24 protein-coding genes and 3 tRNA genes are annotated in these 22,891 nt (G+C 67.0%); 14 read left to right on the forward strand and 13 right to left on the reverse strand.

Translation table 11 applies throughout. The features are described 5' to 3' along the window. Positions 1-108 precede the first annotated feature (108 nt). Genes GR316_RS01030 through GR316_RS01045 form a run of 4 tightly spaced genes read left to right on the forward strand, consistent with a single transcriptional unit; the run spans position 109 to position 4,004 of the window. Positions 109-1,500, forward strand: coding sequence for a circularly permuted type 2 ATP-grasp protein (locus GR316_RS01030; RefSeq protein ID WP_211785054.1), 1,392 nt, complete (start codon positions 109-111; stop codon positions 1,498-1,500). Positions 1,501-1,504: 4 nt separating this feature from the next. Next, positions 1,505-2,455, forward strand: coding sequence for an alpha-E domain-containing protein (locus GR316_RS01035; RefSeq protein WP_211784228.1), 951 nt, complete (start codon positions 1,505-1,507; stop codon positions 2,453-2,455). Next, a complete protein-coding gene (locus tag GR316_RS01040) occupies positions 2,452-3,249 on the forward strand; it encodes a transglutaminase family protein (protein WP_211784229.1) in 798 nt (265 codons plus the stop codon). Before GR316_RS01035 ends, GR316_RS01040 begins: the two co-directional genes overlap by 4 nt. 29 nt (positions 3,250-3,278) lie before the next feature. Then, positions 3,279-4,004, forward strand: a complete 726-nt coding sequence (locus tag GR316_RS01045) for a proteasome-type protease (protein ID WP_211784230.1) — start codon at positions 3,279-3,281, stop codon at positions 4,002-4,004. Here GR316_RS01045 and GR316_RS01050 read toward each other — a convergent pair. Next, the gene (locus GR316_RS01050; protein WP_211784231.1) at positions 3,988-4,845 is read right to left on the reverse strand and encodes an alpha/beta fold hydrolase; all 858 of its coding nucleotides are present in this window, start codon (positions 4,843-4,845) and stop codon (positions 3,988-3,990) included. The two genes, GR316_RS01045 and GR316_RS01050, sit on opposite strands and share 17 nt — an antisense overlap. Then, positions 4,845-5,129, reverse strand: a complete 285-nt coding sequence (locus GR316_RS01055) for an SCP2 sterol-binding domain-containing protein (protein ID WP_211784233.1) — start codon at positions 5,127-5,129, stop codon at positions 4,845-4,847. The genes GR316_RS01050 and GR316_RS01055 overlap by 1 nt, the downstream gene beginning before the upstream one ends. A 108-nt stretch (positions 5,130-5,237) precedes the next feature. Here GR316_RS01055 and GR316_RS01060 point away from each other — a divergent pair, with 108 nt between their 5' ends. From GR316_RS01060 to GR316_RS01080, 5 genes are all read left to right on the forward strand, one after another. After that, the gene (locus GR316_RS01060; RefSeq protein ID WP_249218786.1) at positions 5,238-5,747 is read left to right on the forward strand and encodes a tetratricopeptide repeat protein; all 510 of its coding nucleotides are present in this window, start codon (positions 5,238-5,240) and stop codon (positions 5,745-5,747) included. A 5-nt stretch (positions 5,748-5,752) separates the two neighbouring features. Further along, the gene (locus GR316_RS01065; RefSeq protein WP_211784234.1) at positions 5,753-8,455 is read left to right on the forward strand and encodes a helicase-related protein; all 2,703 of its coding nucleotides are present in this window, start codon (positions 5,753-5,755) and stop codon (positions 8,453-8,455) included. A 13-nt stretch (positions 8,456-8,468) separates the two neighbouring features. Then, positions 8,469-8,750, forward strand: coding sequence for an RNA-binding S4 domain-containing protein (locus GR316_RS01070; protein WP_249218787.1), 282 nt, complete (start codon positions 8,469-8,471; stop codon positions 8,748-8,750). A gap of 114 nt (positions 8,751-8,864) precedes the next feature. Further along, on the forward strand, positions 8,865-9,203 hold the full coding sequence (gene fdxA, locus GR316_RS01075) for a ferredoxin FdxA (protein ID WP_211784236.1): 339 nt from the start codon (positions 8,865-8,867) through the stop codon (positions 9,201-9,203). A 196-nt stretch (positions 9,204-9,399) separates the two neighbouring features. Continuing rightward, positions 9,400-9,909: a CarD family transcriptional regulator gene (locus GR316_RS01080; protein WP_211784237.1), complete on the forward strand. Its 510-nt coding sequence runs from the start codon at positions 9,400-9,402 to the stop codon at positions 9,907-9,909. Between the two features lie 54 nt (positions 9,910-9,963). Here the strand turns inward: GR316_RS01080 and GR316_RS01085 are convergent, their stop codons facing one another. Further along, complete coding sequence (locus tag GR316_RS01085; protein ID WP_211784238.1) at positions 9,964-12,576, reverse strand: hypothetical protein; 2,613 nt, start codon at positions 12,574-12,576, stop codon at positions 9,964-9,966. A 163-nt stretch (positions 12,577-12,739) separates the two neighbouring features. On the opposite strand from GR316_RS01085, the gene GR316_RS01090 reads away from it, so the two are divergent. Continuing rightward, positions 12,740-13,423 (forward strand): SIMPL domain-containing protein, encoded by a 684-nt coding sequence (locus GR316_RS01090; protein ID WP_211784239.1) that lies wholly within the window; start codon positions 12,740-12,742, stop codon positions 13,421-13,423. On the opposite strand, the gene GR316_RS01095 is transcribed toward GR316_RS01090, so the two are convergent. Beyond that, positions 13,420-14,403 carry a hypothetical protein gene (locus GR316_RS01095; protein ID WP_211784240.1) on the reverse strand — a complete coding sequence of 328 codons (984 nt, stop codon included), beginning with the start codon at positions 14,401-14,403 and terminating at the stop codon, positions 13,420-13,422. The genes GR316_RS01090 and GR316_RS01095 overlap by 4 nt on opposite strands. 80 nt (positions 14,404-14,483) lie before the next feature. After that, a tRNA-Tyr gene (locus GR316_RS01100) sits at positions 14,484-14,567 on the reverse strand. 109 nt (positions 14,568-14,676) lie between these two features. Between GR316_RS01100 and rlmB the strand changes: the two genes are divergently transcribed. Further along, a complete protein-coding gene (gene rlmB, locus GR316_RS01105; RefSeq protein ID WP_211784241.1) occupies positions 14,677-15,459 on the forward strand; it encodes a 23S rRNA (guanosine(2251)-2'-O)-methyltransferase RlmB in 783 nt (260 codons plus the stop codon). A 264-nt stretch (positions 15,460-15,723) separates the two neighbouring features. Further along, the gene (locus tag GR316_RS01110; protein ID WP_211784242.1) at positions 15,724-16,143 is read left to right on the forward strand and encodes a CoA-binding protein; all 420 of its coding nucleotides are present in this window, start codon (positions 15,724-15,726) and stop codon (positions 16,141-16,143) included. Here the strand turns inward: GR316_RS01110 and GR316_RS01115 are convergent. Genes GR316_RS01115 through hisA form a run of 3 tightly spaced genes read right to left on the reverse strand, consistent with a single transcriptional unit; the run spans position 16,133 to position 17,929 of the window. After that, a complete protein-coding gene (locus tag GR316_RS01115) occupies positions 16,133-16,441 on the reverse strand; it encodes a phosphoribosyl-ATP diphosphatase (RefSeq protein ID WP_211784243.1) in 309 nt (102 codons plus the stop codon). The two genes, GR316_RS01110 and GR316_RS01115, sit on opposite strands and share 11 nt — an antisense overlap. Beyond that, complete coding sequence (gene hisF / locus GR316_RS01120) at positions 16,438-17,199, reverse strand: imidazole glycerol phosphate synthase subunit HisF (RefSeq protein ID WP_211784244.1); 762 nt, start codon at positions 17,197-17,199, stop codon at positions 16,438-16,440. Before hisF ends, GR316_RS01115 begins: the two co-directional genes overlap by 4 nt. 13 nt (positions 17,200-17,212) lie before the next feature. Beyond that, positions 17,213-17,929 carry a 1-(5-phosphoribosyl)-5-[(5-phosphoribosylamino)methylideneamino]imidazole-4-carboxamide isomerase gene (gene hisA / locus GR316_RS01125; RefSeq protein WP_211784245.1) on the reverse strand — a complete coding sequence of 239 codons (717 nt, stop codon included), beginning with the start codon at positions 17,927-17,929 and terminating at the stop codon, positions 17,213-17,215. A gap of 63 nt (positions 17,930-17,992) precedes the next feature. Between hisA and GR316_RS01130 the strand changes: the two genes are divergently transcribed. Continuing rightward, positions 17,993-18,406 carry a DUF2147 domain-containing protein gene (locus tag GR316_RS01130; protein WP_211784246.1) on the forward strand — a complete coding sequence of 138 codons (414 nt, stop codon included), beginning with the start codon at positions 17,993-17,995 and terminating at the stop codon, positions 18,404-18,406. Here the strand turns inward: GR316_RS01130 and hisH are convergent. The 5 genes from hisH to GR316_RS01155 all read right to left on the reverse strand — a co-directional run bounded on the left by hisH (position 18,403) and on the right by GR316_RS01155 (position 20,212). Then, entirely contained in the window at positions 18,403-19,038 is a 636-nt protein-coding gene (gene hisH, locus GR316_RS01135) for an imidazole glycerol phosphate synthase subunit HisH (RefSeq protein WP_211784247.1), read from the reverse strand. The genes GR316_RS01130 and hisH overlap by 4 nt on opposite strands. Continuing rightward, positions 19,038-19,622, reverse strand: coding sequence for an imidazoleglycerol-phosphate dehydratase HisB (hisB, locus tag GR316_RS01140; RefSeq protein ID WP_211784248.1), 585 nt, complete (start codon positions 19,620-19,622; stop codon positions 19,038-19,040). Before hisB ends, hisH begins: the two co-directional genes overlap by 1 nt. Positions 19,623-19,689: 67 nt before the next feature. Beyond that, positions 19,690-19,764, reverse strand: a tRNA-Gly gene (locus tag GR316_RS01145). A gap of 21 nt (positions 19,765-19,785) precedes the next feature. Beyond that, a tRNA-Gly gene (locus tag GR316_RS01150) sits at positions 19,786-19,860 on the reverse strand. 157 nt (positions 19,861-20,017) lie between these two features. Next, on the reverse strand, positions 20,018-20,212 hold the full coding sequence (locus GR316_RS01155) for a hypothetical protein (RefSeq protein ID WP_211784249.1): 195 nt from the start codon (positions 20,210-20,212) through the stop codon (positions 20,018-20,020). Between the two features lie 268 nt (positions 20,213-20,480). Between GR316_RS01155 and GR316_RS01160 the strand changes: the two genes are divergently transcribed. Then, on the forward strand, positions 20,481-22,826 hold the full coding sequence (locus tag GR316_RS01160; RefSeq protein ID WP_211784250.1) for an ATP-dependent helicase: 2,346 nt from the start codon (positions 20,481-20,483) through the stop codon (positions 22,824-22,826). The last annotated feature ends 65 nt before the right edge of the window (positions 22,827-22,891 follow it).

The raw sequence follows: 22,891 nt of genomic DNA on the forward strand, positions 1-22,891 counted from the left end.
ACACCCTTTCCACCCGCGCAAAGCCGGGATTAGACTTCGAAGAACCGGACGCAGAGCCGGATCACGCAGACGGAGGGGCCGAAAAACGTGACCGCCTACTTCAACGAGATGTTCGAGGGCGACGACGTGCGCCCCCCCTATGCCCGGCTTCAGGACTGGACAAAGGGGATGCCCGACGGGCTGCGCCACATGAAACAGGCCGAAGCGGAGGCCCTGTTCCGGCGCATCGGCATCACCTTCGCCGTCTATGGCGAGGGGGGCGATCCGGACCGGCTGATCCCGTTCGACATGTTCCCCCGCGTCTTCACCGCCGGTGAATGGCAGCGGCTGGACCGCGGGATCAAGCAGCGGGCGCGGGCGCTGAACGCCTTCCTCGTGGACATCTATGGCCGGGGCGAGATCGTGCGCGCCGGGCGGATTCCGGGCCATCTCGTCTATCGCAACGCCGCGTTCGAAAAGGCGGTGGTGGGCGTGGTGCCGCCCAAGGGCGTCTATTCCCATATCGTCGGCATCGATCTGGTGCGCACCGGCCCCGACGATTTCTTCGTCCTAGAGGACAACTGCCGCACCCCCTCCGGTGTCAGCTACATGCTGGAGAACCGGGAGATCATGATGCGCATGTTCCCCGACCTCTTCCGCGAGAACCGGATCGAGCCGGTGGACAGCTATCCCGCGCTGCTGCGCCGCACCCTCGCCTCGGTCGCGCCGATGAAATGCCGGGGGGAGCCGACGATCGTCCTGCTGACGCCGGGGCATTTCAACTCCGCCTATTACGAGCACAGCTTCCTTGCCGACATGATGGGCGTGGAACTGGTGGAAGGGCAGGATCTGTTCGTGGAGGGCGAATATGTCTGGATGCGCACCACCGAAGGGCCAAAGCGCGTCGATGTCATCTATCGCCGGATCGACGATGCCTTCATCGACCCGCTCTGCTTCCGGCCCGACAGCATGCTGGGCGTGCCGGGGCTGATGGACGTATACCGTTCGGGCGGGGTGAACATCTGCTCCTGTCCGGGGGCGGGGGTGGCCGACGACAAGGCGGTCTATACCTATGTGCCGGAAATGGTGCGCTTCTATCTGGGAGAGGAGCCGATCCTGAAGAACGTGCCCACATGGCAATGCGCCCGCCCCGACGAGCTGTCCTATGTGCTGGAACATCTGGACGAATTGGTGGTGAAGGAAGTCCACGGCTCGGGCGGGTATGGGATGCTGGTTGGCCCCAAGGCCAGCAAGGGCCAGATCGAGGCATTCCGCGGGCGGATCATCTCCAACCCCGGCAACTACATCGCCCAGCCGACGCTGGCGCTGTCCACCACCCCCACCTTCGTGGAGGAAGGCGTGGCCCCCCGCCATGTGGACCTGCGGCCCTACTGCCTCGTCGGGGACCGGGTGGAACTGGTGCCGGGCGGGCTGACGCGCGTTGCGCTGACGGAAGGATCGCTCGTCGTGAACTCCTCGCAGGGGGGCGGGGTCAAGGATACGTGGGTGCTGGCGGAGTGATGCAATGTTGAGCCGGACCGCCGAGAAACTCTTTTGGATCGCCCGCCATATGGAACGGGCGGAAAACATGGCCCGTCTGCTGGAAGTGGGGGCGCGCATCTCGCTGCTGCCCACGGTGCAGGGCTATCGCAGCGAATGGGACAGCCTGTTGCAGGCTTCGGGCACCGCCGATGGGTTCGCGCGCAAATACGGCGACCCCGTGGCGCGCAACATCGAAAGCTATCTGTTCTTCGATCGGGACAATCCCTCCTCGGTCGCGTCCTGCCTGACCCATGCCCGCGAGAACGCGCGCATCGTGCGGACCGCGTTGACGACGCAGGTCTGGGACGCGCTGAACATCGCCTTTCAGGAACTGGGCCAGCTGGAGCGCACCCCCCGGTCGGAACTGGAACTGACGCGCCTGACCGATTGGGTGACGCGCACGGCGGCGGTGGTGCGCGGGGCGATCATGGCGACGCTGCTGCGCAATGACGGGTTCGATTTCCTGAACCTCGGTTACGCGCTGGAGCGGGCGGATGCGACGGCGCGGCTGATCGACGTGAAGTATTACGTCCTGCTGCCGCGGGTGGAATTCGTCGGCTCCGGTCTCGACAACTATCAGTGGATGACGCTCTTGCGGGCGCTGTCGCTGCACCGGGCCTTCCATTGGAGCTATGCCGGCGACATCACGGCGCGCAAGATCGCCGATTTCCTGATCCTGAATCCGCAGAACCCGCGCGCCCTGATCACCAGCACCGAGGCGATCAACGCCGCCCTCGACCGGATCGCGCTGGCCTATGGCCGCCAGACCGAAAGCCAGACGCGCGCCCGCGCCATGATGTCCACGCTGAGCGGCGCGGATGTGGAGCAGATCTTCGACGAGGGGATGCACGATTTCATCAGCCGGTTCATCGGCGATGTCGCGCTTCTGTCCGGTCAGATCTGGGAAGATTACCTCACGGGGGATGTGCGATGATCCTGACGGTCCATCATGTGACGCGCTATTCCTACGATGCGCCGGTGCGCGGGCTGGTGCAGAGCCACCGGCTGACGCCCGCCAGCCATGCCGGCCAGCGGGTGATCGACTGGTCGGTGCAGGTGTCGAACGGCATCCGCGGCGGCTGTTTCCGCGACGGGGCGGGGGACATGTTCGAAAGCTGGTCCGTGACCGGCCCCGTGACGGAGGTGGAGGTGTCGGTCATGGGCCGGGTGGAAACCTCGGACCAGTTGGGCGTGCTGCGCGGCCACCGCGAGATGGTGGACCCGACCTGCTATCTGCGCGACACGCCGCTGACCCATCCGGGCGGCACGATCCGCGCCCTTGCCGCCGAGGCGCAGGGCCGCGAGCCGTTGCAGGTGGCCCATCACCTTGCCGCCCGCGTCGCCGAAGAGATCGTCTGGACCCCCGGCGCGACCGAGGCCGGCACCACCGCCACCGAGGCGCTGGCCCGCGGCAAGGGCGTCTGTCAGGACCATGCGCATACGCTGATCGCGGCGGCGCGCCATGCCGGGATGCCGGCCCGCTATATCGCGGGATACATGGTGGCCGACGGAACGCAGGATGCGGCCCATGCATGGGCCGAGGTGTTCGTGGCGGGTCTTGGCTGGGTGGGGTTCGATGCCGCGAACCGCTGCTGCCCGGATGATCGCTACATCCGCCTTGCCTCGGGGTTCGATGCGCAGGACGCGGCCCCCATCCGAGGATCGGCGCGGGGCGGCGGCGGCGAGGTTCTGGATGTGACGGTTGCGGTCCATCAGGCGCAGCAGTAGGGTCGTCAGCCCTAGGGAAACGGAATCACATGACCTACTGCGTCGGCCTGTTGCTGGATGAGGGGATGGTGCTGCTGTCGGATACCCGCACGAATGCCGGGCTCGACAATATCGCCACCTATCGCAAGATGTTCGTCTTCGAAGAGCCGGGCGAACGCATCATCGCGATCATGACGGCCGGATCGCTGTCGGTGACCCAGACCACCATCGCCCAACTGCGCGAGCGGATGGACGGCCCCGACGCCGACAGCGAAACGTCGATCATGAAGGCCCCGACCATGCTGCGCGTGGCCGAGATCGTCGGCAACATGCTGGCCCAAGTGCGGGCCGACGTGGATGACAAGCTGTCCACCATGCGGCAGGCGGCATCGGCCAGCATGATCGTGGCCGGTCAGCGGCGCGGCGGCGACATGCGCATGTTCCTCATCTATCCCGAGGGGAACTTCATCGAGGCGACCGAGGACACCCCCTTCCTTCAGATCGGCGAGCATAAATACGGCAAGCCGATCCTCGACCGGGTGATCACGCGCAAGACCTCGCTGACGGATGCCAAGAAGGCGGTGCTTCTGTCGATGGATTCGACGCTGCGCTCCAACCTGTCGGTGGGGATGCCGCTGGATCTGGCGGTGATCCGCCGCGACGACTGCCGGTTGAGCGAGGATCGCCGGATCGAGACCGGTGACGACACCTTCCGCCGCATGTCCGAAGCGTGGTCCGCCGCCCTGCGCGAAGCCTTCGTCACGGTCGACGTCTGAACAGGATCTCCGCGGCATCGAGGAAGGTGCGGCGGATCGGCGGGCGCTCCATCATCAATTCGTGCTCGCCGCCTTCGATGGTGGTCAGCACGGCCCCGGTCCAGCGCGCCATGCGGGCGCGGATCGCGCCGGGATCGACCACGCGTTCGTGCGATCCGACCATCGCCAGCGCCGGGATCGCCGGGCTAGGGCGCAGCGACAGGGCGCGCATCTCGGCCAGCGCGGCCCCGAGCCAACCAAGGCTCGGCGCGCCCAGCATCCGGTCGGGCATGGCCCGCGCCTCGGCCTGAAGGCGGTCGAACACCTCTGGGTCGGAGGTGAGGGTGTTGCCCGCAAAACCCGCCTCCAGCACATAGGGCGCAAGACCGATGCCGGGCACGGGGCTCGCGGCTCGGTTCAGAAGGCCCGACCCACCGGCCACGAGGCTGGCCACCGGCCGCATCAGCCCGCCCATCGGCAGCCCGAACATCGGCGCGCTGAAGGCCGCGGCATCGGCCGCGCCGCCCTCCATCAGCCAGCGCAGCGCGATCAGCCCGCCCATCGAATGGGCGATCACGAAGACGCGGCCCGTCAGCAGCGGCAGAACCGCGCGAAGATCGGCCTGATATTCCTCGAACCGGCGGACATGGCCGATCATGGGGTCCGTCAGGGCTCGTTCCGATCCGCCCTGACCGCGCCAATCCAGAGTCACGATCGAAAAGCCCCGCGCCACGAGGTCGGCAGCGATGCGTTCGTACTTCTCGATATATTCGGTCCGGCCCTGCAGCAGCAGCACGGTATCGGCGCCGCCCTCCCATCGGCGGGCGCGGATGCGCGTTCCGTCCTTTGCCCGCAGCATCATCACGCCAAGGCCGCACCCAGCTTCATCGCCATCGCCATCGAGCCGTCCACCTTCAGCCGCCCCGTCATGAAGGCCGTCGCGGGTTTCAGCCGCCCTTCGAGGAGCGCGCGGAAATCCTCCACCGTGGCGGTCAGCGTCACATCGGCGGGGCCGTCCCCTTCGCGCACGCCCGCGGGATCGGCGATGATCGTGCCGGCCTCCTTCAGCACGAAGCGGGCCGTCCCCTCGAAGCCCTTCAGCCGCTTGCCCAGCCGATCCACGGCCTTGTCCATCACGTCCTGCATCCACTTGTCCTTTCGCGCCGGCGGGGTTCTGGTAATTTCCGCAATCGGCGTTACCTTGGACATATGAAAGCCCGCGTTCCGATTTTCCAAGCCCTCCTTGCAGCCCCCGTGCTTGCGGCCCTGCTTTCGGCGCCGGTGCAGGCCGAGGATCTGGACACGCTCTATGATCGGCTGAGGGCGGCATCGGCCGACGATTCCCCCGCGATCGAGGCCGAGATCGAGGCCGAATGGCAGAAATCGGGCTCGGCCGCGATGGACCTTCTGCTGCGCCGGGGGCAGGACGCGCTGGCCGACGGGCAGGCGGGGGCCGCGATCGACCATTTCAGCGCGCTGATCGACCACGCCCCCGATTTCGCCGAAGGCTACAACGCGCGGGCGGCGGCCTTCTTTCAGCAGGGTATGTTCGGGCAGGCCATCGACGACATCGCCCATGTGCTGATGCTGGACCCGCGCCATTACACCGCGATCACCGGCCTCGCCCTTATGTTCGAGGAGATGGACCGTCCGGCCGATGCGGCCGACGCCTATCGCGCGGCGCTGGCGATCAATCCGCATCTTGCGGGCGCGGAGGAGAACATCAAACGGCTCGAGGCCGAAACCGCCGGGCGGGAGATCTGACATATATGCGCCAGCAGGGGCGGGTGACGGCGGTCCTCGGGCCGACCAATACCGGGAAGACGCATTACGCGATCCAGCGGATGCTGGGACATCGGACCGGCGTGATCGGCCTGCCGCTGCGCCTTTTGGCGCGCGAGGTCTATGACCGCATCGTGGCGCAGCGCGGCCCCTCGGTCGTGGCGCTGGTCACGGGCGAGGAGCGGATCGTGCCGGAGCGGACGCAGTATTGGGTCTGCACCGTGGAGGCGATGCCGCGCGAGATCGGCGTCGATTTCATCGCCATCGACGAGATCCAGCTTTGCGGCGATCCCGAGCGGGGGCATGTCTTCACCGACCGGCTGCTGCACGCGCGCGGCCTGCACGAGACGCTCCTGCTCGGCTCCGAGGTGATGCGGGGCGCGATCGCGGGCCTGATCCCGGGGGTGGAGTTCATGCGGCGGGAGCGATTCTCCACGCTGACGCATACCGGATCGAAGAAGATCAGCCGGATGCCGCCGCGCAGCGCGATCGTCGGATTTTCGGTGGAGAATGTGTATGCCATCGCCGAGTTGATCCGCCGGACCAAGGGCGGCTGCGCCGTGGTGATGGGCGCGCTGTCGCCGCGCACGCGCAACGCGCAGGTCGATCTCTATCAGAACGGCGATGTCGATTATCTGGTGGCGACGGATGCCATCGGCATGGGGCTGAACCTCGATGTGCGGCATGTCGCGTTCTCCTCGACCGAAAAGTTCGACGGTCGCCGGATGCGCCCGCTGTTTCCGCATGAACTGGCGCAGATCGCCGGGCGGGCGGGGCGGCATACCGAACCGGGCACGTTCGGCGTCACCGGAGAGGCCAGCCCGCTGGAGCCGGAGGTGGTCCGCGCCATCGAGGAAAGCCGCTTCGCCCCGATCCGCAAGCTGCAATGGCGCAACGACGCGCTCGATTTCGGCACGCTGGACCGGTTGGTGGCCAGCCTCGAGGCGCCGACGCAGGACGGCTGGCTGGCCCGCACGCGCGAATCGAACGATCTGCACGCGCTGAAGGCCTTGGCCGCCATGCCCGAGATCCACGACCGGGTGCGCAGCCCGCAATCGGTGCGTCTGCTGTGGGATGTTTGCTGCATTCCCGATTTCCGCGGCCGTTCGGGAGGGGAACATACCAGCCTTCTGGCCCGGATCTTCGAATTCCTGCAGGGTGGAAAGGTGCCGAACGACTGGCTGGCGGGGGTGATGCGGCGGATTGACCGCACCCAAGGCGACATCGATGCCATTTCGCGCAGGTTGGCGTATATTCGCACATGGACCTATGTGGCACAGCGCAAGGGATGGGTGGAGGACGAAACCCATTGGCGCGAGGAGACTCGCGCTGTAGAAGACCGTCTGTCGGATGCGCTTCACGCGCAGTTGACCCAACGCTTTGTCGACCGCCGCACATCTGTGCTGATGCGGCGGTTGAAACAGAAGGAGACCCTCGTGGCCGAGGTGAACGACAAGGGTGAAGTGACGGTGGAAGGCGAATTCGTCGGCCGTCTGGAAGGCTTCCGCTTCCGTCAGGATGCATCGAGCAGCCCGGACGAGGCGAAGACGCTGCGGCAAGCGGCGTTTCAGGCGCTGCGCCCCGAATTCCACCTTCGGGCGGACCGTTTCTACAACGCGCCCGACACCGAGATGGATTTCACCGAGCAGGGTGGCCTCATGTGGGGCAGTCAGGCGGTGGGCAAACTGCTGGCGGGCGGCGATCCGCTGAAGCCGCAGGTGGAGGCCTTCGTCGATGACGAGGCCGGCCATGACGTGGCCGAGAAGGTGAAGCGCCGTCTTCAGCACTTCATCGACCGCAAGGTGGCCGCCCAGTTCGAGCCGCTGCTGAACATGAGCCGCGACGAATCCCTGACGGGCCTTGCCCGCGGGTTCGCCTTCCGGCTGGTGGAAGCGATGGGCGTTCTGCCGCGCGACGGCATCGCCGACGAGGTGAAGGCCCTCGATCAGGACGCGCGTTCGGCACTGCGCAAGCATGGCGTTCGGTTCGGTCAGTTCACGGTCTTCCTGCCGGTTCTGCTCAAACCCGCGCCGACGCGCCTGCGCCTCGTGCTCTGGTCGCTGAGCCATGGGCTGGAGGAGTTCCCCGAAAGCCCGCCGCCCGGCCTCGTGACCATCCCGAATGTGGAGGGCGTTCCGTCCGAGCATTACATGCTGGCGGGCTATCACCCGGCGGGCAGCCGCGCGATCCGCATCGACATGCTGGAACGTCTGGCCGATCTGGTGCGCGGGCAGGACAGCCGCGGCGGGTTCGAGGCGACGCCGGACATGCTCTCGATCACGGGCATGACGCTGGAGCAGTTCGCCGATCTGATGGGCGGCCTCGGATACAAGGCCGAGCGGGGGGAGCGTGCGAAGCCCCGTCCCGCCAAGCCCGAAGCCGAGGGTGCCGAGCCCGAGCAGAACCCGATCCCCGAGACCGAGGAAGCCGCCCCCGAGGCGGAGGTGTTCTACACCTTCACATGGGCTCCGCGCCGCCGCGAACAGCCGCGCCGCGATGCGAACCGTCCGCCGCGCAAGGAAGGCGAACGCCCGCCGCGCAAGGATGGGGAGCGTCAGGGCAAACCGCGCGCCAAGGGCCGCAAGCCCGAGCAGGACAAGCCTCGCCAGTTCGAGGCCCGTCCCGAGCGTCCGGCCAAGATCGACCCGGACAACCCCTTCGCGGTTCTGGCCGCGCTGAAGAAGAGCTGAGATGCGGGAGGTGATGCGTCTGGACAAGTGGCTTGTTCAGGCGCGCTTCTTCAAGACCCGCGCCATCGCCCTGTCCGAGGTGGAGGCCGGTCATGTCCGCGTCAACGGCGCCAAGACGCGCAAGCCCGCCTTTTCGGTGGGGGCGGGCGACACGCTGACCTTTCCGCAAGGCGGCCGCATCCGGGTGATCCGGGTGCTGGACCTGCCGCTGCGGCGCGGCCCCGCGTCCGAAGCGGCCGAGCTTTTCCACGACCTTGCGGAGGATGTTCCGCAAGGCACGGACAAGGACGAATGATGTTCCATCCTGCCGCCGAACTGGGCGGCACCGATCTTTCCGCCTTATGCGCGCTTGCCCTTTCGCCGTCCGGGGAATAGGTAACGCTCGTCCAATGCAACCGGATGATTTGCCATGACCTACGTCGTTACCGACAACTGCATCGCCTGCAAATACACCGACTGCGTCGAGGTATGTCCGGTCGACTGCTTCTATGAAGGTGTGAACACGCTGGTCATCCACCCGGATGAATGCATCGATTGCGGCGTCTGCGAACCGGAATGCCCCGCCGACGCGATCCGCCCGGATACCGAGCCGAATATGGAAGGCTGGGTGGAGTTCAACCGCAAGTATTCCGAGCAGTGGCCCGTCATCACCCAGAAGCGCGATCCGCTGCCCGAAGCGACCGAGCGGGACGGCGAAGCGGACAAGCTGGACAAATACTTCGTCGCCGAGCCGGGCGAGGGCAACTGAGCCTGCCGGAACGCGGCCATTGGAATCGGCCCGATTCCGTGTTATGATCCTTCACATGTTGAGCCGCATGGAAGCCTGAACGGCCTCCCTGCTTGTTGACGCGGAGGCCTGTTTCCCTGCGACAGATCCCAGAACACTCCCGAAATGCGTTTCGGGAGGGTATTTGTCGTCGGTCGGGTCAGTGACGAGGAAGCGAATGACCAAGACCAAGAAGCCCGAATTCCGTCCGGACGACTTCGTCGTCTACCCGGCGCATGGCGTGGGCAAGATCATGTCCATCGAAGAGCAGGAGATCGCGGGCCTGAAACTGGAACTGTTCGTCATCTCCTTCGAGAAGGACAAGATGACGCTGCGCGTTCCGACGCACAAGGCCAGCGACATCGGCATGCGCTCGCTCTCGGCGCCGGATGTGGTGGCCAAGGCGCTGGACACGCTGAAGGGCAAGGCGCGGGTGAAGCGGGCCATGTGGTCGCGCCGCGCGCAGGAATACGAACAGAAGATCAACTCGGGCGATCTGATGTCGATCGCGGAGGTCGTGCGCGACCTGCACCGCTCCGACGATCAGCGCGAGCAGTCCTATTCGGAACGCCAGCTCTACGAATCCGCGCTGGAACGTCTGACGCGCGAAGTTGCGGCCGTATCCGGCACGGACGAGGCCGGCGCCCAGAAACAGGTGGACGAGGTTCTCCTGACCCGCGCCGCCTAAGGCCGTTCGGCGATACGATCCCAAAGGCCGCGGCATCTGCCGCGGCTTTTTGCATCAGCCCTTCGGCATCTCGATCGCGTAGAGCTTGTTGCCCTTTTGGTAATGCACGGCATCCTCGGTGATGGCGGCGACCGTGCCGCCGTCGATCCGGTCCCCGACCTTGACGCGCGCGATGCGGCCGTTCGATTGGCGGATCAGCGCCGTCCGGCTGGAGGAGCTTCCCGACACCCCGATCAGCGTCGTCTGCCGCATGGGCAGGACACTGGCCTGCGTCGCCTGCTGCGCGACCGAGGCGCGGGTCGGGATCTTGGGGGCGGTCGGGACGGGTTCGGGCTCGTCATCGGCCTCCGCCTCTACGCGGCGGGTGGCGGTTGCGACGGGGGCGGCGGGCGGCGCGGGCGCGGCCACGGGGGCCGGGACGGCCTGCTGCGCGGCGGGGGCCGTCATCGCGGCCTGCAGCGCCGCCTGAACCGAGCTTTCCGAGATGCTGCCCAGCGGGCGGATTTCCGGCCGCAGCGATTCCGACACCGCCGACGGCCCATCCGCCGGCATCAGCGAGGCGGTCTGCGTCGGGGCCGCGCCTCCGCCCCGCAGTTGCGGGCGCGGGCTGACCAGCGGCGCGCTTTCCAGATCGGCGATGTCGCCGGCGGATTCGTCGGCCTCCTCGGCGGCGGCGGTGTCCTCCAGCGCCATCGCTTCCTCGAAGGTCAGCGTCGGGCCGGTATCGGCGGGCCGCGCACGGGGGCGAGCCGCCGCAAGGCGAGGGTCCGAAATGACAGAGGCTGCGGCCTCTTGCGAAGGCGCAGCCTCTGGGGTGGCAGTCTCGGGGCGGGCCCGGGGCTTGATCGGCGGCGGCGCAGCCTGCGCCAAGGTCACGGGCGGCGGATCGGTGGTGGTGACGGCCCGCGCCACGTCATCGGGGGAGACATGGACCGGGGCCGTGTCAGGCGCGGGCTGCGGCAGTTCGGCGGTCCGAAGCGGGGCGGGGGGCGTATCGGCCACCGGCTCTGCCACGGTGATGAGGCGCGCGACCTGCGGCAACGGAGAGGGCATGTCCGGGGCCGGAAGCGCCGCGACCGCGACCGCCGGTTCGGCGGTCACGGGTTCGTCGGCGGGCATGTCGGCGCGGGCAAGCTCCACCTCCGGCTCCAGCGCTGCGGCAGCAGGCTCGGTCGACGGGGCGTCCAGCTGCGACAAGGGCAGCGTGACCGGGTCCGATTGCTCGGCGCTGTCGGGTTCGATGAAGAACGAGGACAACGCCCCGACCAGCACCAGCACCAGAAGGAGCAGCACCGTCAGGATCAGCCCGACCGGACGACGCTTCTTGCGGCCCTCAGTCTTGGCGGGGGCCTTTGCGGCCGGTTCCGCGGCCGTATCGGCGACCGGCGGGCGCGTGGTGGCGACGCGCAGGGGCGGCGGCACCATATCCGGCGCAGGCTTGCGCAAGGAGGGCACGACATCGGGGCGCGGAACGGCGTCCTTCGGGCGGCTGGCCACCGGCTCCTGCCGTTTGGGCGTCTGCGGCGGTTGCGGCCGCTCGGCCCGGAGGGAGGGACGCTTGCCCGCCTCGAACGAGGGGTGATCGAAGGTGGCGGCGGGCACGATCGCGGGCGCCGCCGGCACGGCCGCAGTCGCGACCATGGGGGCTTGCACCGCTGCGGCATCCGCGAGCACTTTCTCCGGCTCCGGCTCCGGCTCCGGCTCCGGCTCCGGCTCCGGCTCCGGCTCCGGCTCCGGCTCCGGCTCCGGCTCCGGCTCCGGCTCCGGCTCCGGCTCCGGCTCCGGCTCCGGCTCCGGCTCCGGCTCGGGGCTATGGAGTTCGGCTTCGGGCAGGGCGGTGGCCCAGTCGTCCTCGAAGGCGTCCTCGGTTTCCGGCTCGGCGGGATAGGCGTCTTCGACGGGGGCGAGGTCCTCGGCGGCGACATCCTCGGCCACGAAGGTCGCAGCCTCGTCCTCGGGCGTGTAGGCCGGGGCCTCGTCTTGGGGAAGCTCGTCCTCGGCGGGCAGGTCCTCGGCGGGGAACTCGTCCTCCGCGGGGGCCTCGTCCTCCACGGGGGTCTCGTCCTCGACCGGAAGGGCGTAGGCGTCCTCCTCCGGTGCGACCTCGGCCATCGCCACGACGGGCGCGGCGGGCAGCGTCACGGGGTGATCCTCGGCCACCGGGCTACCGCCGCCCAGATGGGTTGCGATCATCGTCGGGCCGAACAGCGGCTCGGTCGAAAAACGCCCCTCGGGCGGGGAGGCCACGAACGACACGGGGTTGAACCCGTGATCGGAGGCGAAGCCCTCCGCCTCGTCCATCGTTTCGCGCGCGACGACGGCGACATTTACGCGCCCATCGGCGCGCAGTTCCCAGTCGAAGGCCAGATCGCCCACGTCATAGGGTGTCACCCCATCCAGCGCGGCCGAGATCTGCGCCAAACGCTCCTCGTCCGTAGGGCCGGGTGCGTCCAGCGTGGTGTAGAGGATCTGCGAATTGGGGATCACGATCTTCGTGGTGAAGGCATCGCCGGCACGGGCGCGCGCCTCTTCGACCATGAGATGCAGCGCGTCGTCCAGATCCGGGGCGGCCACGTCGCTGCGGCCGATCTCGGACCAGTTCAGGCCATCGCGCTGAAGCAGGAAAATCGTTTCATCCGAAAGGAGGAGGGCAAAACCGGGAATCATCAGGAGGGGCGTGCACCATTGGAGGAAGGGAGGCCATTCGGCCGTCCCTGATCGTCGCCGATCTTAGTGCAGCTTTTCGCCGAAGGGAAGGAAAAGACCGGCAGGACAGCGCGCTCCTGCCTATATGATGATCCTAGGATGCGCATGAAGAAGGGATCGATTCATGACATGGTTGCAGGCTGTTGCACTTGGTACCGCATTGATGGCGCCGGTCGCCGTCATGGCCGAAGCGCCGATGATCACCGTCACCGGGCAGGGCGAGGTACGGGCCGTCCCCGACATGGCCACGGTGACCTTGGGCGTGACCGCGCAGGGTGCCACCGCCGCCGAGGCGATGGCCACCAATTCGGAGCAGTTGCAGGCGGTGCTGGACCGGCTTCGGGCCGCCGGGATCGAGGATCGTGATCTGCAGACCTCCGGTCTGTCCCTGTCCCCCGATTGGCAGATGGCCGAGGGCGAGGCGCGCCGGATCGACGGCTATACCGCCGCGAACATGCTGACGGTGCGGGTGCGCGCGATCGACGGCTTGGGCGCGGTGCTGGACGCCGCGATCGCCGATGGGGCGAACCGGCTCGACGGGGTCAGCTTCGATCTGGCCGATCCGGCCCCGGTGCAGGAGGAAGCGCGCCGCCGCGCCGTGGCCGATGCGATGGCCCGTGCGCAGCTTCTGACCGATGCGGCGGGCCTGCGCCTCGGGGCGGTGCAGTCCATCGCGGAAGGGGGGCAGCCGTCCGGCCCCGCACCGATGTACCGCATGGCCGACGCCGCCTCCGTGCCCGTGGCGGCGGGCGAGATCAGCCGCACCGCCGAGGTGACGATGATCTTCGCCCTCGAGCCTGCGAATTAACGCGTCCAGAGACCGGCGCGCTTGATGGCGTTGCGCAGGGCCTGTTCCTTGCGCGGCAGGGCGCGCCGGTCGAACAGGGCGCGCACCTCGTCCCCTTGGCCCTGATAGATCATCTTGCGCATCGCGGGCCAGGCTTTCAGCACCTTCTTGAGGTGGTTGTCCTTCGTCACCTTGTGCAGCACCTCCACCACGCGATCCTCTTCGCGGGCATAGAGCAGCGGCATCAGCCGCCAATGGCATGTCACCCGGCCATCCATCCCGTCGAGTTCCGGCCCCGGCCGACCGCCCCCGAACGAGGCGATCACCAACGGCAGCACGATCTGATCGAGCCATGGGAAGATCGGCTGGCATTCCAGCACCTCCGGGCGGTCGTGCCAGACGCGCCGCGCCCAATCGGCATAACGCTCTCCGAAGGCTGCGGGGCTTTGATGGAAGAACCAGCCCGCGTTGAAATAGAGATAGCGTTCCCAATGATCCTCGGGTTCATCCTCGGCCAAGGTCGGCGCGAAGGGAACGCCGAAATGGTCGTAAAGCGCGCGCCATGTCTGGCCGGTGGTGGGGCCGTAGAGCTCTTCTTGCGGCCAAGTGTTCTCGCGCTTCATCGAGGCGGAGGGGCGGGCGAAATCGAACTGCACATCGGCGAAGCTGCCGGTGATCAACGTATCAGTGTCGAGGAACAGGAAAGGCGCATCGGGCAGCGCGGCCAGCGCCTCGATCTTGTTGCCGTTGGGATAGGCGGCGCCGAAGATGCGCGATTCGAAGGGCAGGATCACCGCGCCCAACCCCTCCAGATAGGCGCGCCCCGCGTCGGACATGCGCGGATCCTCGGGCCAGAGGGGGCCGGGCTGCGGTTCGGCGATATATAGCGTGCCGGGAAAGTCGGGATCGCTGTGGCGCAGCGAGGCGGCCAGAAGCGCGGCCTCGGCCTCAAGCCGTCCCGCCTGACCGATGGCCAAGATGTTGAACACCTGTCGCGACATGGCAGCCCTCCGTTCCGATATCTTCCGTTATACGGAAGCCTTCGGATAATCCAAACCCTGATGGCTGATCGGAAGGAAGATGGTGGGCGACCCTGGAATCGAACCAGGCATGAGTCGCCTCGGCGGAGTTACAGTCCGCTGCCGCACCTTGCAGCACGTCGCCCACTGGAGGCGGGACATAAAGAAGGCGTTCGGGGGCGTCAAGCAGGAAAGTTCCGCTTGCACGCATCGCCCCGTCGCGCGATTGTCGCGGCCTTCCAAAAGGGGCATCGGATGACCAAGAAACCGTCCTGGGTGATCGACAAAGAACGCGCCAAGCGGGCTTCCGCGGCCGAGACCGTGTGGCTGTTCGGCATCCATGCGGTGCGCGACGCGCTGCTGAACCCCGCGCGCGAGAAGCTGCGCCTCGTGCTGACCAAGAACGCCGCCGACCGGCTGGCCGACGCGCTCGAGGCGGGCGGGCTGGAGCCGGAGATCGTGGATCCGCGCAAGTTCGACGTGCCGATTGACCGCGATTCCGTCCACCAAGGGGCCGCGCTGGAGGTGAAGCCGCTTGCATGGGGCAGCCTTGATGAGATCTGCGGCGCGGGGGAGGGGGCGCCGCTGGTCGTCTGCCTCGACCGTGTGACCGATCCGCACAACGTGGGCGCGGTCCTGCGTTCGGCCGAGGTGTTCGGCGCACGGGCCGTGCTGGCGCCGCACCGCCATTCCGCCCCGGAAACCGGGGCCTTGGCCAAGACGGCCTCGGGCGCGCTGGAACGTCAGCCCTATCTGCGGGTTCCGAACCTTGCGGATGCGATGCAGGATCTGCGGAACATGGGCTACACCCTGCTGGGGCTGGAGGGCGAGGCGGAGATGACCTTGGCCGAAGGGCTGGCGAAGGTCGGAACGCGCCCGGTCGCGCTGGTTCTGGGGGCCGAAGGGCCGGGCCTGCGGGAAAAAACGCGCGACACCTGCGATCATCTGGTGCGCATTCCCTTCACCGGCGGGTTCGGCTCGCTCAACGTGTCGAACGCGGCGGCGGTCTCGCTCTATGCGGCGGTCACGCGTGGGTGATTTGCATATGTGGCAGCGATGCCACATATGATGTGCCATCGGAAGCCGAAGATTGACACGCGCGATTTTCTTCATCCGAAATCATCACAGAATCGAGAATGCCCTTTCATTCCATCCGAAAGCGCCTATCCTTTGTAGAGGACGGGGCCGGAACCCCCGTTTCCTGACTTCACTGTCCCTCGTTCCGTAACTGCGCCCGGTCTTCGTGATCGGGCGCTTTTTTTACCTGCGGATCGTGCCATAGTCTGCAGCAGGAGGTGAACCATGAGCCATATGTCCGACAGCACCCTGCGGGAGATCCTGGAGACCAACCGGACGATCGCCGTCGTCGGCTGGTCCCCCAATCCGTCGCGGGCGAGCCATCACGTCGCGGCCTTCATGAAGGCGCGGGGCTATCGCGTGATTCCGGTCAATCCCGGCCATGCGGGCACCGAAGCTTTGGGGGAAACCGTCGTGCCCGATCTCGCAAGCCTGCCCTGCGAGGTGGATATGGTGGACATCTTCCGCCGGTCCGAAGACGTGCCCCCGGTGGTGGAGCAGGCGGTGAAGCTGACGGGGCTGAAGACGGTGTGGATGCAGCTTGGGATCCGCAACGCCGAAGCGCGCGCGCTCGCCGAGGCGCATGGCCTGCGCGTGGTGGAAAACCGCTGCCCCGCGATCGATATTCCGCGCCTTATCGGCTAGCCTTCTCGGCGATGCCGGAGGTGCCTTCGCGGCGCTCCAGCTCGGCCATGACATCGCCGAGCGAGACATCGCGCGCCGCGAGCATCACCAGCAGGTGATAAAGGACATCGGCCGCCTCGCTCGTCAGGCGGTCGCGGTCGCCTTTCACCGCCTCGATGATGGCTTCGACCGCTTCTTCGCCGAATTTCTCGGCGCACTTCTCGGGGCCCTTTGCCAGCAGCTTCGCCGTCCACGAGCTTTCGGGATCGGCGTCGCGGCGGGCCTCGATGGTGCGGGACAGACGGTCGAGCGCGGTCATGACAGCCTCATCTGGATACCGGCGGCGGCCATATGGGCCTTCGCCTCGGCGATGGTGTAGGTTCCGAAGTGGAAGATCGACGCCGCCAGCACCGCCGAAGCGCCGCCCTCGGTCACACCTTCGACGAGGTGATCGAGCGTTCCGACCCCGCCCGAGGCGATGACCGGCACGCGCACCGCGTCCGACACGGCCCGCGTCAGCGGCAGGTTGAAGCCCGCGCGCGTGCCGTCGCGGTCCATGGAGGTCAGCAGGATCTCCCCCGCGCCCTTTTCGGCGACGGTGCGGGCGAATTCCACCGCGTCGATGCCGGTGCGTTTGCGCCCGCCATGGGTGAAGATCTCCCACCGCCCCGGCTCCACAGTCTTGGCGTCCAGCGCGACGACGATGCACTGGCTGCCGAAACGGTCGGCCGCGCGGGCCACCACATCGGGATCGGCCACGGCGGCGGAGTTGAAGCTGACCTTGTCCGCCCCCGCCAAGAGCAGTGCGCGCACATCGTCCGGGGTCCGCACCCCGCCGCCCACCGTCAGCGGCATGAAGCAATGTTCGGCCGTGCGCGTCACCAGATCGAACATCGTGCCGCGGTTTTCATGCGTGGCGTGGATGTCGAGGAAGCACAATTCGTCCGCGCCCGCCGCGTCATAGGCGCGGGCCGCTTCGACGGGATCGCCCGCGTCGATCAGGTCGATGAAGTTGACGCCCTTGACCACGCGCCCGTCGGCGACGTCGAGGCAGGGGATGATGCGCGTCTTCAGCATGGATACCTCGGGGTTAGCGCAGGGCGCGCAGGGCTTCGGCCAGATCGATCGCCCCATCGTAGAGGGCACGGCCCGAAATGGCGCCCGCGATCACACCCGTGTCGCGCAGCGCCAGAAGATCGTCCATCCGCGACACGCCGCCCGAGGCGATCACCGGGATGGAGATGGCGCGGGCCAGCGCCTCGGTCGCCTCGATATTGGGGCCGGCCATCGCGCCGTCGCGGTCGATATCGGTGTAGATGATCGCCGCCACGCCCGCATCTTCGAACGAGCGGGCAAGGTCGGTCACCATCACATCCGTCTCTTCGGCCCAGCCCTTGGTCGCGACGCGGCCCTTGCGGGCGTCGATCCCGACGGCGACCTGACCGGGGAAGGCGCGCGCCGCCTCGCGGACGAGGGCGGGATTCTCCACCGCGACGGTGCCGAGGATCACGCGCGACAGGCCCTTTTCCAGCCACAGGCCGATCGTCGCCATATCCCGGATGCCGCCGCCGAGTTGGCAGGGCACGTCGACACGGGCGAGGATCGCCTCCACCGCCGCGGCGTTCACCGGATGGCCCGCGAAGGCACCGTTCAGATCGACGAGGTGCAGCCATTCGCAGCCCGCTGCGGTGAAGCTGGCGGCCTGTGCGGCCGGATCGTCGCCGAAGACCGTCGCCGCCTCCATCTCGCCGCGCAAGAGGCGCACGCATTGGCCGTCCTTGAGGTCGATGGCGGGGTAGAGGATCATGGCAAGCTCCCGGCAAGGTTTGGCTTGCCCTAGCGCATCGCGCCGCGCGGCGCAAACCTTGCCATGGCCCCTGCGCCGGATTACCTGCGGGCCATGCGCCATCTTCTTGCCCTGCTGATCGTCTTTCCCGTCGCCGCCTTTGCCGCCGACCCGATCGAGGGGACGTGGCGCACCCCCGCCGATGCCGATGGGCGCGCGGGGCTGGTCCGCATCGTGCCCTGCGAGGGCGGATTCTGCGGGACGGTCGTGGCCGATATGACCGCCGGGGGCGACCGTGTCCCTTCCGACCTTCAGGGGATGACCATCCTGCAGGGGGTCAGCCGACAGGACGGCATCTATGGCGGCGGCCGGGTCAGCAACCCCGCCACGGGCCGCAGCTATGTCGCCCGGCTGATCCTGCAAGGCGACCGGCTGGATGTGGGGGGCTGCGTCATGGCCATCTGCCGCTCGGGCGGGGTCTGGAGCCGCGTGGACTAGGGCCGCCAGGCAAGGAAGTTGCGGATGAGGCGCATGCCCGTCTCCTGCGATTTTTCCGGGTGGAATTGCGTTCCCACCATGGTGCCCTTGCCGATGATGGCCGTGATCTCGTCGCCATAGTTCACATGGGCCAGACGCTGGGCCGGATCGTCCACGCGGAAGTGGTAGGAGTGCACGAAATAGGCGTGATCGCCGGTCGCGATCCCCTCCAGCACGGGGTGGGGATTGTCGATCACCAGATCGTTCCAACCCATATGCGGCACCTTCAGATCGGCCCCTTCGGGCGCGATGCGCGTCACCTCGCCGCCGATCCAGTCGAAGCCGCGCACGTCTTCGTATTCGCGGCCCCATGTCGTCATCATCTGCATCCCGACGCAGATGCCAAGGAAGGGGCGGGCGCGGGTGGTCACCGCCTCTTCGATCGCATCGAACAGGCCGCCCTGCGCCCCAAGCGCGCGGCGGCAGGCGGGGAAGGCGCCGTCGCCCGGCAGCACGATCCGGTCGGCCCGCGCCACATCCTCGGGGCGGCCCGAGACGATCACCGTCTCGCCCGATTCGGCGCCCATCTTCTGGAACGCCTTCTGCGCGGAGTGAAGGTTGCCGCTGTCGTAATCGACCAGAACCGTGAGCATCAGAGCATTCCCTTCGTGGACGGCAGGCCGGGGCTGCGGGGATCGAACTCCACCGCCTCGCGCAGGGCGCGGGCGACGGCCTTGAACGCGGCCTCGGCGATGTGGTGGCTGTTGATCCCGTGGATCAGGTCCACATGCAGCGTGATCCCGCCATGGGTGGCAAGGGCCTGAAAGAATTCGCGCACCAATTCGGTGTCGAAGGTGCCGGTCTTCTCGGTCGGGAAGGGCAGGTTCCACACGAGGTAGGGGCGCGCCGACAGATCCAGCGCGCAGCGCACCTGCGCATCGTCCATCGCAAGGTGGAAGCTGCCATACCGGCGGATGCCGCGTTTGTCGCCGAGCGCGCGCGTCAGCGCCTGCCCGATGGCGATGCCGCAATCCTCGACCGTGTGGTGATCGTCGATATGGGTGTCGCCTTTGGCGCGCAGCGTCAGATCGATCAGCGAATGGCGCGACAGCTGATCCAACATATGATCGAAGAAGCCGATCCCGGTCTGCACGTCATACACGCCCGTACCATCGAGATCGACGGACAGCGAGATGTCAGTTTCAGCAGTGGTGCGGGTGATATCGGCCTTGCGCATCGCGGTTTCCTTCGTTGTTCCGGGCCTTATAGGCTGCCGGCGAAGGCCCTGCAATGTCTGGCTGATCTGGAGCGGGCGAGGCGATTCGAACGCCCGACCCTAACCTTGGCAAGGTTATGCTCTACCCCTGAGCTACGCCCGCGCTTCAGATCATCGGTCCAATTGGAGCGGGCGAGGCGATTCGAACGCCCGACCCTAACCTTGGCAAGGTTATGCTCTACCCCTGAGCTACGCCCGCACCGTTTGGACGAGCGGGGATTTAGGCCAGCCCGCTGCCGGGCGCAAGAGGAAAAATGACGGTTCGTAAAACAAAGGGCGGCGCCTTTCGGCACCGCCCCCGTCTGCTGGCTTGCTGGCTGGCGCGCGCAGATTGCGCGGCTGGCTGGCTGGCTTGCTTATTCCGCGGCGATCTGGCCGGCGAAGTGGCCGCACCAATCGTTCGAGGCCACCACCGGCCAGAAGCCGCGCGCATCCGCGGAGGGCTGGGTGACGGGCGGGTTGAAGCGGCACAGGCCGGCGTCATCGCTGGCAGCGGTACCGTTGGCGACGTGATCCTCGAAGAACACGCATTCGGCGCAATGTTTGGTCATATCCGAATCTCCATCTCGATCTGTTTCGTTCGGAGGCGTTCCGGCCTTCCTTGGAATAGATCTAAGTCGCCACGCCGCGAAGGTCAAGAAAAAAGTGTAATGTTTCCAATATGTTGACAGGTTTACTCAGCTTTGGCGCCCCAAGTTTTTCGGTCGGGAATGAAAGCAAATCGCTCAGGCTTCGGCCAAGCGTCTGACGGGAAACGCCAATAGGGCGAACAGAATGCGAACGCTTCCAATCCGCCGCACAAGGGGCTATCTTGCGGGCATGACCGGATCCGATGATTTCGACGCCTTCGAGGCCGCCGTTCCCTTGAGCCAGCGCGCGATGGCGCAGCGCCCGGCCCCCTATCTGGACGATCTGAACCCCGCGCAGCGCGCGGCGGTGGAGGCGCTGGATGGGCCGGTGCTGATGCTTGCCGGCGCGGGCACGGGCAAGACCAAGGCGCTGACCTCGCGAATCGTCCACCTTCTGACGACGGGGCGCGCCCGCCCGAACGAGATCCTTGCCGTGACCTTCACCAACAAGGCCGCGCGCGAGATGAAGGACCGCGTCAGCCGGATGCTCGGCGGGATGGAGGGGATGCCGTGGATGGGCACCTTCCATTCCATCAGCGTGAAGATCCTGCGCCGTCATGCCGAATTGGTGGGGCTGAAATCGAACTTCACCATCCTCGATACGGACGATCAGATCCGCCTTCTGAAGCAGCTGATCGTCGCCGCCAATATCGACGAGAAACGCTGGCCCGCACGGATGATGGCCGGGCTGATCGACGGCTGGAAGAACCGCGCATGGACCCCGCGCGCCGTGCCCGCCGCCGAGGCCGGGGCCTTCAACCATCGCGGCACCGAGATCTACGAGCAGTATCAGGACCGTCTGCGCGCGCTGAACGCCGTCGATTTCGGCGATCTGCTGCTGCATGTGCTGACGATCTTTCAGGCGCATCCCGACGTGCTGGCCCAGTATCAGCGCTGGCTGCCCTATATCCTCGTGGACGAATATCAGGACACGAACACCGCGCAGTATATGTGGCTGCGGCTTTTGGCGCAGGCGCATCGCAACATCTGCTGCGTCGGCGACGACGATCAGTCGATCTATGGCTGGCGCGGGGCCGAGGTGGGCAACATCCTGCGATTCGAAAAGGATTTCCCCGGTGCGGCGGTGATCCGGCTGGAACAGAACTACCGCTCTACCGAACATATCCTCTCGGCGGCGTCGGGCGTGATCGCGGCCAATGCGGGGCGCCTCGGCAAGACCCTCTGGACCGAAGCGCGCGGCGGCGAGAAGGTCCGCCTGATCGGCCATTGGGACGGCGAGGAAGAGGCCCGCTGGATCGGCGAAGAGGTGGAGGCCATGAGCCGCGGCACGCGCGGGATGGCACCGCTCGGCCTCGACGGTATGGCGATCCTCGTGCGCGCCTCGCATCAGATGCGCGCCTTCGAGGATCGGTTCCTGACGATCGGCCTGCCGTATCGCGTGATCGGCGGCCCGCGATTCTACGAACGGCTCGAGATTCGCGACGCGATGGCCTATTTCCGGCTGGCGGTGTCGCCCGATGACGATCTCGCGTTCGAGCGGGTGGTGAACACACCCAAGCGCGGCCTTGGCGACAAGGCACAGCAGTCGATCCAGCGCACCGCGCGCGAGGCTGGGCTGCCGCTTCTGGAAGGGGCGCGGGCGCTTTTGGCGCAAGGCGGGCTCGGCGGCAAGGGCGCGGGGCAGTTGCGCCAGTTCGTCGAAGGGGTGGATCGCTGGCACGCGGCCACGCTGCGCGGTCAGAGCCATGTCGAACTGGCGGAAACGATCCTCGACGAATCCGGCTATACGGCCATGTGGCAGAACGACAAGACGCCCGAGGCGCCGGGACGGCTCGAGAACCTCAAGGAACTCGTGAAGGCGCTGGAGCAGTTCGAGAATCTGCAAGGCTTCCTCGAACATGTCGCGCTGATCATGGACAACGAACAGGCCGAAAGCGGTGAGAAGGTGTCGATCATGACCCTGCATGCCGCCAAGGGGCTGGAGTTTCCGGCGGTGTTCCTGCCGGGGTGGGAAGACGGGCTCTTCCCCTCGCAGCGGGCGATGGACGAAAGCGGGCTGAAGGGCCTCGAGGAAGAGCGCCGCCTTGCCTATGTCGGCATCACGCGGGCCGAGCAGGTGTGCACCATCTCCTTCGCGGCGAACCGGCGCGTCTATGGGCAATGGCAATCGGCGCTGCCGTCGCGTTTCGTGGATGAACTGCCCGCCTCGCATGTGGAAGTGCTGACCCCGCCCGGCCTGCATGGCGGCGGCTTTGGCGCGGCGGCCCCCACGGCGATGGATCAGCGCGTGGCCAGTGCCGATGTCTACAACTCTCCCGGTTGGCGGCGGATGCAGGGCCGCGCCACGGCCCGCCCGATGGCCCAACCGCGCGAGGCGACGGGCATCGTCATCGATCTGCAGGCGGTGGCGAAGTTCACCGAAGGCGACCGGGTGTTCAATCGCAAGTTCGGCTATGGCACCGTGCAGGCCGTCGAGGGGGATAAGTTGGATGTCGCCTTCGACAAGGCGGGATCGAAGAAGATCGTCGCCAGCTTCGTCGTCGCGGCCGATCAGGCGGATGACGTGCCGTTCTGATCGGCGGGCCGCTACAGACCATCTGACAAAAAGAAAACGGCGGCGCCCAGGGAGGAGGAGGGGCG

Source organism: Falsirhodobacter algicola (assembly GCF_018279165.1).
In the GTDB taxonomy this organism is placed as follows: domain Bacteria; phylum Pseudomonadota; class Alphaproteobacteria; order Rhodobacterales; family Rhodobacteraceae; genus Falsirhodobacter; species Falsirhodobacter algicola.